Source organism: Caldibacillus sp. 210928-DFI.2.18 (assembly GCF_020554505.1).
GTDB classification, from domain to species: domain Bacteria; phylum Bacillota; class Bacilli; order Bacillales; family Caldibacillaceae; genus Caldifermentibacillus; species Caldifermentibacillus hisashii.
This window is the reverse complement of the sequence record NZ_JAJCHL010000105.1, coordinates 1-9,604: the sequence shown is the minus strand read 5'-3', so window position 1 is coordinate 9,604 and position 9,604 is coordinate 1. Positions and strand designations below refer to the sequence as shown.

6 protein-coding genes are annotated in these 9,604 nt (G+C 39.2%); all 6 read left to right on the top strand.

Going from position 1 to position 9,604, the window contains the following annotated elements; genetic code table 11:
* The first annotated feature begins 182 nt into the window (after positions 1-182).
* The 6 genes from LIZ98_RS15580 to LIZ98_RS15555 all read left to right on the top strand — a co-directional run bounded on the left by LIZ98_RS15580 (position 183) and on the right by LIZ98_RS15555 (position 8,553).
* The gene (locus LIZ98_RS15580) at positions 183-1,451 is read left to right on the top strand and encodes an extracellular solute-binding protein (RefSeq protein WP_227140151.1); all 1,269 of its coding nucleotides are present in this window, start codon (positions 183-185) and stop codon (positions 1,449-1,451) included.
* 79 nt (positions 1,452-1,530) lie between these two features.
* Positions 1,531-2,838 (top strand): carbohydrate ABC transporter permease, encoded by a 1,308-nt coding sequence (locus LIZ98_RS15575; protein ID WP_033826346.1) that lies wholly within the window; start codon positions 1,531-1,533, stop codon positions 2,836-2,838.
* A 1-nt stretch (position 2,839) separates the two neighbouring features.
* On the top strand, positions 2,840-3,691 hold the full coding sequence (locus LIZ98_RS15570) for a sugar ABC transporter permease (protein WP_033826347.1): 852 nt from the start codon (positions 2,840-2,842) through the stop codon (positions 3,689-3,691).
* Between the two features lie 43 nt (positions 3,692-3,734).
* The gene (locus LIZ98_RS15565; protein WP_227140152.1) at positions 3,735-4,580 is read left to right on the top strand and encodes a DUF1189 family protein; all 846 of its coding nucleotides are present in this window, start codon (positions 3,735-3,737) and stop codon (positions 4,578-4,580) included.
* A gap of 26 nt (positions 4,581-4,606) precedes the next feature.
* Complete coding sequence (locus LIZ98_RS15560) at positions 4,607-6,883, top strand: glycoside hydrolase family 65 protein (RefSeq protein WP_108897206.1); 2,277 nt, start codon at positions 4,607-4,609, stop codon at positions 6,881-6,883.
* Positions 6,884-6,885: 2 nt separating this feature from the next.
* The gene (locus LIZ98_RS15555) at positions 6,886-8,553 is read left to right on the top strand and encodes a glycoside hydrolase family 13 protein (RefSeq protein WP_227140153.1); all 1,668 of its coding nucleotides are present in this window, start codon (positions 6,886-6,888) and stop codon (positions 8,551-8,553) included.
* The last annotated feature ends 1,051 nt before the right edge of the window (positions 8,554-9,604 follow it).

Genomic DNA, 9,604 nt, shown 5'->3' with positions numbered 1-9,604 from the left:
GGTAGAACTCTGTACTTAGGAATCCACTATGGCTTTAGCCTAGTGGTAGTTCAAATCCTAACTCTACCAGACGATTGAAAGTGGGGTTATATTTTGTTAACGGTAACAGGGAAATTAACGTTGTAAACGTTTCCTGACGTCAACTATAATGAGGTTGTAATAAAAAAAGGGAGGTTAAAAAAATGAAAGTGTTAAAGAAGCTGTTTGTCCTCACACTAATTTTTAGTATTACTTTTGCTTTATCCGCATGTGGAGGAAAGAAAGAAACAAACGACAATTCCTCTTCAGATAGCGGTGGCAAAAAAACGCTCACCGTTTCCGTTGAAGAAAAATATGCAGACTATATTAACAGTATTAAGGGAGATTTTGAAAAACAAAATGATGTCACTGTAAAAATTGTGAAAAAGCCGATGTTTGAACAGCTTGAAGCTCTTCCGCTTGATGGGCCGGCAGGAAAAGCACCGGATGTTATGCTTGCTGCTTATGACCGTATTGGCGGGCTTGGCCAACAGGGTCACCTACTTGAGCTTAGTAAGGAAGATGTAAGTGCTTTTGACGAAAAAGATCAACAGCAAGTCACAATTGATAATAAATATTACGGTGTCCCATTTGTTATCGAAACACTTGTACTCTATTACAATAAGGATCTAATCTCTTCACCTCCGCAAACTTTTTCTGACCTCGAAGAACTGGCAAAGGACAGTAAATATGCTTTTGAATCCGAATCTGGCAAAAATACCGGTTTCCTAGCAAAATGGACAGATTTCTACTTTAGCTATGGTCTATTGGCTGGTTACGGTGGTTATGTCTTCGGAGATAATGGAACAAATACGAAAGATATTGGTTTAAACAATGAAGGTTCCGTGGAAGCTATTACCTATGCGACACACTGGTTTCAAGATATATGGCCAAAAGGGATGAAAGATGTCAAAAGTTCCGGTGACTTTGTAACGGAAGTATTCACTAAAGGTAAAGCAGCAGCTATTATTGACGGACCATGGTCGGCTGAAAATTTCAAGAAGGCAAACTTGAATTTCGGAATAGCCCCAATCCCAACACTTCCAAATGGCAATGAATATCAACCGTTTGCAGGAGGAAAAGGCTGGGTCGCCTCCAACTATACAAATGAACCGGAATTGGCAAAAAAATGGATTAATTATGTAACGAATGAAGATAACAACTACAAGTTCTTTGAAGAATATAATGAAATTCCGGCAAATCCAGCTGCCCGTGAAAAAGCAGCAGGCACAGATAACGAATTGGCAAAAGCCGTCATCGAACAATATAAATCTGCTCAGCCAATGCCAAATATTCCTGAAATGGCCGAAGTTTGGACCGGCATGGAATCAATCATGTATGACGCCGCTTCTGGAAAGAAAACACCGCAAGAAGCAGCCGATGCAGCTGTAAAAATTATTAAAGACAATATTGCTCAGAAGTATTCTAAATAAAAATTTTATTCCACTCCAGATGGGGTTTTCCCCATCTGGCTTTCAAATTAGCAAGTTTAATGGAAATGAGGTAAAAAAAATGGAAATCGAACAAAATAAGCTGAAGAATGTCCGTAAAGCCGGCTTATATTCCTTGATTCCTGGCCTCGGTCAGTTTTACAACAAACAGCCTTTTAAAGGAGTCATCTTCATAGCAATATTTCTTCTTTTCGTCTTCCAAATGGCTATTGCTGGTATACCGGCTTTAACTGGTTTTATCACATTAGGGACAACGCCGCGGGTTGATCATTCACTATTTTTGCTTATAAAAGGTTCATTGCAAATCATTGTCATTCTATTGTTTCTTGTATTTTATTTTTTGAACATCTATGATGCGAGACGTGTAGCTACAATATGGAATGTGAAAGGAAAAGCCAACACCACGGCCAAAGCTATTTTAAAAAATGCTTGGGATTCGGGTTTTCCTTATTTATTAACAATTCCGGCCTATCTTGCTATGACGTTTGTTATCATATTTCCTGTACTAGTAACTTTATTTACCGCTTTTACCAATTATGATTTTTATCATATTCCGCCATTCAAGTTGATTGACTGGGTCGGACTAAAAAACTTTTTAAATATTTTTTCTCTCAGTTCGTATCGTGAAACTTTTACAAGTGTGTTCAGCTGGACAATCATTTGGACATTATGTGCCACAACCGGTCAAATCGTGCTTGGGATATTAACAGCAATTGTGGCCAACCAAGATTTCATTAAAGGCAGACGTTTATTCCGGATTATCTTTTTACTTCCATGGGCGATACCCGCATTCATTACCATCATGAGTTTTTCCAATATTTTTAACGACAGTATCGGTGCCATTAATACCCAAGTTATTCCAGCGATTAACCACCTGTTATTTACAGATATTCCGGCGATCTCTTGGAAAACAGATCCGTTTTGGACGAAAGTGGCTTTAATCATGATCCAAACATGGCTTGGTTTCCCATATATTTTTGTAATGGTTACAGGCGTTTTACAGTCAATACCAGGGGATTTATATGAAGCGGCACGGATTGACGGTGCAAATTTCTGGCAAAAGTTTCGGAGGATAACATTACCGATGATTTTGTTTGCAACTGCGCCAGTTCTGATTACACAGTACACTTTTAACTTCAATAACTTCTCTATTATTTATCTCTTTAATAATGGCGGACCAGGCAGTGTCGGTTCCGGAGCGGGGTCAACTGATATTTTAATTTCCTGGATTTATAAACTGACAACCGGTACCTCACCGCAATACGCAATGGCAGCCGCGATTACGCTAATGATTTCTTTTATTGTAATTGGCGTCTCGCTAATCGCCTTTAAGAAAACGAATGCATTTGGCAATGAGGAGATGATGTAACATGGGAGAGTTCATGAAAAGCCAAAAATTTGCCCGCTTTTGCAATCGGTTTTTCACATATGCATTTTTATTATTATTAAGCTTGATTATTATTTATCCATTGTTAATTACCGTTTCCACAGCTTTCAGGGAAGCGAATATTGTTTCTTTCCAGTTGGATTTACATTCTAACTGGACGCTGGATAATTTTCGCGAGCTGTTTACAAATACGTTGTATAAAAATTGGTATATAAATACGCTCATTATTGCAGTTGCCACAATGGTACTTCAAGTCGTAATTGTGACGCTTGCCGGCTACACTTACAGTCGTTACCGTTTTAAGGGTAGGAAATACAGTTTAGTCTTTTTCCTGATTATACAAATGGTTCCAACGATGGCTGCATTAACGGCATTCTATGTATTGGCAAATATTTTAAATGCCTTGGATACTTACTGGTTTTTAACGCTCCTTTATGTCGGTGGCGGAATTCCAATGAATACATGGTTGATGAAAGGATATTTTGATACTGTACCGCGTGATTTGGATGAATCAGCAAGAATCGATGGTGCGGGGCATTTAAGAGTATTTTGGCAAATCGTCCTTCCGCTTGTAAAGCCAATGCTCGCCGTTCAAGCACTTTGGGCATTTATGGGACCTTTCGGGGATTTCTTGTTAGCAAAATTTTTGCTCAGGACACCGGAACATTTAACAGTTGCAGTTGGTCTGCAACAGTTTATTTCCAATCCAACTGATCAAAAAGTGACCTTGTTTGCTGCAGGTGCCTTTTTAGCCGCCTTGCCAATTTGTATTTTATTTTTCTTCTTACAAAAAAACTTTGTATCCGGACTTACTTCCGGCGGCACAAAAGGGTAGTTATTATCCCTTGATGAATCTTTTAAAAAGTGTGGGGTTATAGATGGAACAGATTCAAAGATTCCCTGTCAACTATTTTGCAAATATATTTTCACCGGTAAAAATGTATCGGCACAGGGGAGACCTTGGTTGGTTGAAAATTGCGCTCGTGTTTATTTTCTTAAACGCTTGCCTGATTGCACCGCTCTCATTATCTTTTGCCCGTACGGAAAGTTTTGAGTTAGGAAAAATCATGCCAAATTTATATGAAGCGGTCAAGACCGGTTATTCCGGCCCGGCTGTTAACATGAAGATTAACAATGGCATTCTTCAAGCTCAAGCCTATGAATTGGTTGACGGGGATACACTTATTTCCATTAATGCAAACAAGGATTTTTCTGTTTCCGGAGATCAGTATCATAAAAAAGTTGATCATTATAAAAATGCACTCGTTTTTCAAAAAAACCGGCTGATCTTGACTGACGAAAACGGGTTTGGCTTTTCGGTACGCTATCCGCAAAATGACGCAGGAAAAAAAGTTCGTAGTGGAGACGACCTTGCCGCTTTTGCAGGAGAGCTCTGGTTTCAGCAATTCAAAGTCAACCTCATTCCGTTAATTTCAGGTTCCATGTTGGCCATGCTCTTTTCAAGTAATTTTGTTTTAATGGGTGCGGTGTCTCTTATACTTTGGTTGACAAAGTTTTCAAGTTACTCCGGTATCCAAACTTTTAAACAGGCAGCAACCATAACAATGTTTGCTGCAGGATGCCCTTCAATTCTAGCCATGATTGCCGGCTTTGCAGGTGCTAATATTACTGTGCTATTAATGATTCAATCTTTAGGGATTGTTATTATCATTGCATTTATCTTTTTTAGGACTAAGTTTTTATCAGAAGAAAGTATGAATTAATCAGATGTTGATAAGGAGGCCCTTTTATGTATTACAACCGACTTTTTGATGTGGATGAATGGACATTAAAAACTACACAGCTTCACCGGGAACATATTCGACTGCAAGAAAGCCTCACCTCTTTGGGTAACGGCTATATGGGTATGCGCGGCAATTTTGAAGAGACTTATTCTGGTGACCATCACCAAGGAACCTATATTGCAGGGATATGGTATCCCGATAAAACCAGGGTTGGCTGGTGGAAAATCGGTTATCCGGACTACTTTGGCAAAGTCATCAACGCTATCAACCTTGTTGGGTTACGTATATGGATTGATCAGGAAGAAATTGATCTATTTATTGATCACCTTGAACAATTTCAACTAGAACTTGATATGAAAAAAGCAGTTTTGCGTCATTCCTACATTGTCAAAAAGCCCGGAAAAATGGTCAAAATTGAAATAGAACGTTTTTTCAGCATTGTTCATAAAGAAATTGCGGCTATCCGATTCCGTGCAACGAATCTTGGAAAACCGGCTACCATCAAGTTGATGCCGTATTTGGATGGAAATGTAAAAAATGAAGACGCGAATTATGATGAGATGTTTTGGACGGACATCCATTCCGAAGTGAACGAAAAGCGGGCAGCTGTTATTACGGAAACGATTGAAAACCCGTTCGGTGTTCCCCGTTTTACTGTTGCAGCTACGATGGGATGCAGAACGGATGCAATTTTGACTACCCATCAAGCAAAGCCGTTATATGCTGAACAAATTTATGAAAAAGAGTTAGGGGAAAACGAATCTCTTCACTTAGAAAAAATTATTGCTGTTACAACAAGTAGAGACTATGAAAAAGAGCTATTGTTATCCCGTGCGTATGAATTACTCGACCAAGCATTAGAAAGCGGGTATGAAGAATTATTCCAAGAACACGCGGCAGCATGGCAAAAACGATGGGATAAAGCTGATGTCCGTATTGTTGGAGATCCGGAAGCACAGCAAGGCATCCGCTTCAATTTATTCCAACTCTTTTCCACCTATTATGGAGATGATCCAAGATTAAACATTGGTCCAAAAGGTTTTACCGGTGAAAAATACGGAGGTGCCACTTATTGGGATACGGAAGCGTATGCTGTGCCGATGTATCTTTCTGTCGCATCTCCGGAAGTAACGAGGAACTTGCTGCTTTACCGGTACAATCATCTTCCGCAAGCTTACGAAAATGCGAAAAAACTCGGGCTCAAAGGTGCTCTATATCCAATGGTCACATTCACAGGGATTGAATGTCACAATGAATGGGAAATAACTTTTGAAGAAATCCACCGGAATGGCGCAATTGCGTATGCGATTTATAATTATGTTAATTATACCGGGGATAAGGAGTATATTAACCAATATGGAATTGATGTCCTAGTTGGGATCAGCCGCTTTTTTGCCGACCGAGTTCATTTCTCGGAACGAAAGCAAAAATACATGATTCATGGTGTAACTGGACCGAATGAATATGAAAACAATGTTAACAACAACTGGTATACAAACCGGATTGCTGTCTGGACGCTTAAATTTACAATCGCATCACTCGATAAAATTGGAAAAGATAAAAAAACGGCGCTTAATATTACGGAAAAAGAACTGACCCAATGGCGTGATATTATCGACCGGATGTACTTTCCGTATGATGAAAAACTCGGTATTTTTCTACAACAGGATGGTTTTTTAGACAAGCCGATTCAACCGGTCAGTGCCATACCGAGAGAAGATCTACCACTCAACCAGCATTGGTCTTGGGACCGTATTTTGCGTTCTTGCTATATTAAGCAGGCCGATGTACTACAAGGATTTTATTTCTTTAATGATGAGTTTACAATGGAAGAGAAGCAGCGACATTTTGAATTTTACGAACCGTTAACCGTCCATGAATCGAGTCTTTCCCCTTGTGTCCATGCTATTTTAGCTGCTGAACTCAGGAAAGAGGACAAAGCGGTGGAGCTGTATAAAAGGACATCTCGCCTTGATTTGGATAATTATAACCATGATACAGAAGACGGGCTGCATATTACGTCGATGACCGGAAGTTGGCTCGCAATCGTCCATGGTTTTGCTGGGATGCGTACGTTCAATGAAACATTGTCTTTTGCCCCATTTTTACCAAAAATTTGGGATGCGTATGCATTTAAAATTAATTACCGGAATCGTCTCCTGGAAGTAAAAGTAAACAAAAAGCACGTAACGGTTTCCTTGCTTGAAGGGGAACCGCTCGAATTAAAACTATTTGGGGAGCCTATCTATTTAACAAATACCGATACGAAGGAGTATGTGTGATCTTGATAGAATGGTGGAAAAAAGCAGTTGTCTATCAAATTTATCCTCGCAGTTTCTATGATACAAACGGCGACGGAATTGGTGATTTGCAAGGAATTATTGAAAAGCTGGATTATTTAAAAGAACTTGGCATTGACTGTATTTGGATCAGTCCTGTGTACGACTCCCCACAGGATGACAATGGTTATGACATCCGCGACTACCGCAAGATTGATAAAATGTTCGGGACAAACGAAGACATGGACCGGCTGCTTGCTGAGGCCCACGCACGGGGTATTAAAGTAGTCATGGACCTCGTCGTTAACCATACATCTGATGAACATTTCTGGTTTGTGGAAAGCAGGAAGTCAAAAGATAATCCGTATCGCGATTTTTATTTCTGGAAGGATCCAAAGCCAGATGGTTCCCCGCCAAATAACTGGGGATCGATGTTTTCCGGTTCCGCATGGGAATATGATGAAAAAACCGGGCAATATTATTTGCATTATTTTAGCAAGAAACAGCCTGATTTAAATTGGGAAAATGAAAAAGTTCGGAAAGAAGTATATGATTTGATGAAATACTGGATGGACAAAGGGGTCGATGGCTGGCGAATGGATGTTATCGGTTCTATTTCGAAATTTCTCGATTTTCCAGATTATGAACTTCCTAAGGGCCAAAAATACGGTGTTGGCAAATACCATGCAAACGGTCCTCGTCTCCATGAGTTTATCCAAGAGATGAACCGTGAAGTGCTGTCAAAGTATGATTGTATGACTGTCGGTGAAGCAATCGGATCCGATGTTGAAATAGCCAAAATGTACACAGGTGCCGACCGCCATGAGCTGAATATGATTTTCAACTTTGAACATATGGATGTTGATACAATGCCGGGCAGTCCGGCGGGGAAATGGGCATTGAAACCATTCGATCTGATTGAATTAAAGCAAATACTCTCCCGCTGGCAGTATGCACTTTCGGATACAGGATGGAATGCGTTATATTTTGAAAACCACGATCAGGCACGTGTCGTGTCGCGTTGGGGAAATGATACAAACTACCGCATTGAGTGTGCCAAAGCGTTTGCAACGATTTTACACGGGTTAAAAGGAACGCCTTTTATTTATCAAGGGGAAGAAATCGGAATGGTAAACGCTAAGTTAAAGTTAGCAGAATATGACGATATTGAAATACGAAATGCCTACAGAGAACTTGTTGTGGAAAATCATATTATGTCGGAGGACGAATTTTTAACAGCCGTCAGGAAAAAGGGACGCGATAATGCACGGACGCCGATGCAGTGGGACGACACTCCGCATGCCGGCTTTACAACTGGAACGCCATGGTTGAAGGTGAATCCCCGTTATCCGGAAATTAACGTTACCAAAGCACTTGCTGATCCGAACTCGATTTTTTATTACTATCAATCGTTAATTAAGTTGCGCCATACATATGATGTGTTTGTGGATGGACGGTATGAATTGTTGTTACCAAATCATCCCTACTTATACGTGTATACGCGAGAAAATGAGTCGGAGAAATTGCTCATCGCCGCCAATATCAGCGAGCATACGGTAAGTTTTGAAAAACCTGAGGGAAATTGGGGCTTGTTGCTTGGAAACTATGATGATACGGAAAACAGTACATTATTCCGCCCATACGAAGCTGCAATTTATTATATGGAGAAATGAACGGAGGGGTTGTTCCTGAAATGATGACAGGATGAGGAAAGAGTGCAGGAGCTTCTCCCCAAGCCAGGAATTCTTCAATGTCACATGTTGTTCCTGATTTATGAAGGGGACAGTGCGAGGCCGCTGAGGAAGTGCGAAATAATTCTGCTAAACATCGTATTTAGATGTATTTCTGTGTTTTATCATACTAAATATTGTATTAGTAAATCTATTCAAATAGTTTCGGTGGCCTCGAACAGTAGGGGTGACATCAATTTGTGAAACGTTTAATAAGTGGGCTGTTCTTGAAATGATGACAGGAACAGCCCCTCTTACACTTTCTACGATCGGTTTCGGTTTAATTAAATTAAATTAAAGTACTTGGGAATCCTTCTTCAAATTTAGTATCGTTGCATACATAAACTCCAAGATTTCAGGAGTGCTTTCACTTTTTTATGTATTTTTCTCAAAAAACGGTGATTAAACAAAAACTGATAAAACAAAAATATGGTTGATGCAAAAAGGCCTATTGAAAAAAATATCCACTACTTATATCTATTAGGAACAAAAATTGTGCTTTTTGTATATGATTTATAGAAATATTGGCTTTTTGAGTGGTAACCATAAATATGATTAGCACCCAAAAAGGTTTTATGGAAAAATTTTAGCCAATATATTTATCAAGACACAATGTGTTGTGATCTGAGCGTTAGTTTTTTTATAAAAGGGGCTTTTTGGGCGGTAACCTAAATATAATATAAATTAGTGATTTCAGAAAAAAAGAACTTTAATTGTTCTATTGCAAATATATTTTAATCGTGTTAAATTATAATACGTTGTTCAATAAATGAAAGCAAGTCACTAAGATGCTTGGTATCTTGTAAACCTAATTTTGCTGTTATGAAAGACAGAAAAATTAAAGACTACTATATTATTTCAAGTGCAGTGCTTTAAATGAAACTCAGAGGTAATTGCGATGTTCGTTATTCCTTGATTCCCAAAGGATAGAGAATACGTTGAAAAATATTTTCCCCACAGGAATAACGGAAAAATGCGGGCTTAAAGGTCTTTG

Excerpts from the sequence above, each read along its gene's own strand:
- LIZ98_RS15575 (WP_033826346.1), top strand. The coding sequence starts at position 1,531 with ATGGAAATCGAACAAAATAAGCTGAAGAATGTCCGTAAAGCCGGCTTA.
- LIZ98_RS15560 (WP_108897206.1), top strand. The coding sequence starts at position 4,607 with ATGTATTACAACCGACTTTTTGATGTGGATGAATGGACATTAAAAACT.
- LIZ98_RS15580 (WP_227140151.1), top strand. The coding sequence starts at position 183 with ATGAAAGTGTTAAAGAAGCTGTTTGTCCTCACACTAATTTTTAGTATT.
- LIZ98_RS15565 (WP_227140152.1), top strand. The coding sequence starts at position 3,735 with ATGGAACAGATTCAAAGATTCCCTGTCAACTATTTTGCAAATATATTT.
- LIZ98_RS15570 (WP_033826347.1), top strand. The coding sequence starts at position 2,840 with ATGGGAGAGTTCATGAAAAGCCAAAAATTTGCCCGCTTTTGCAATCGG.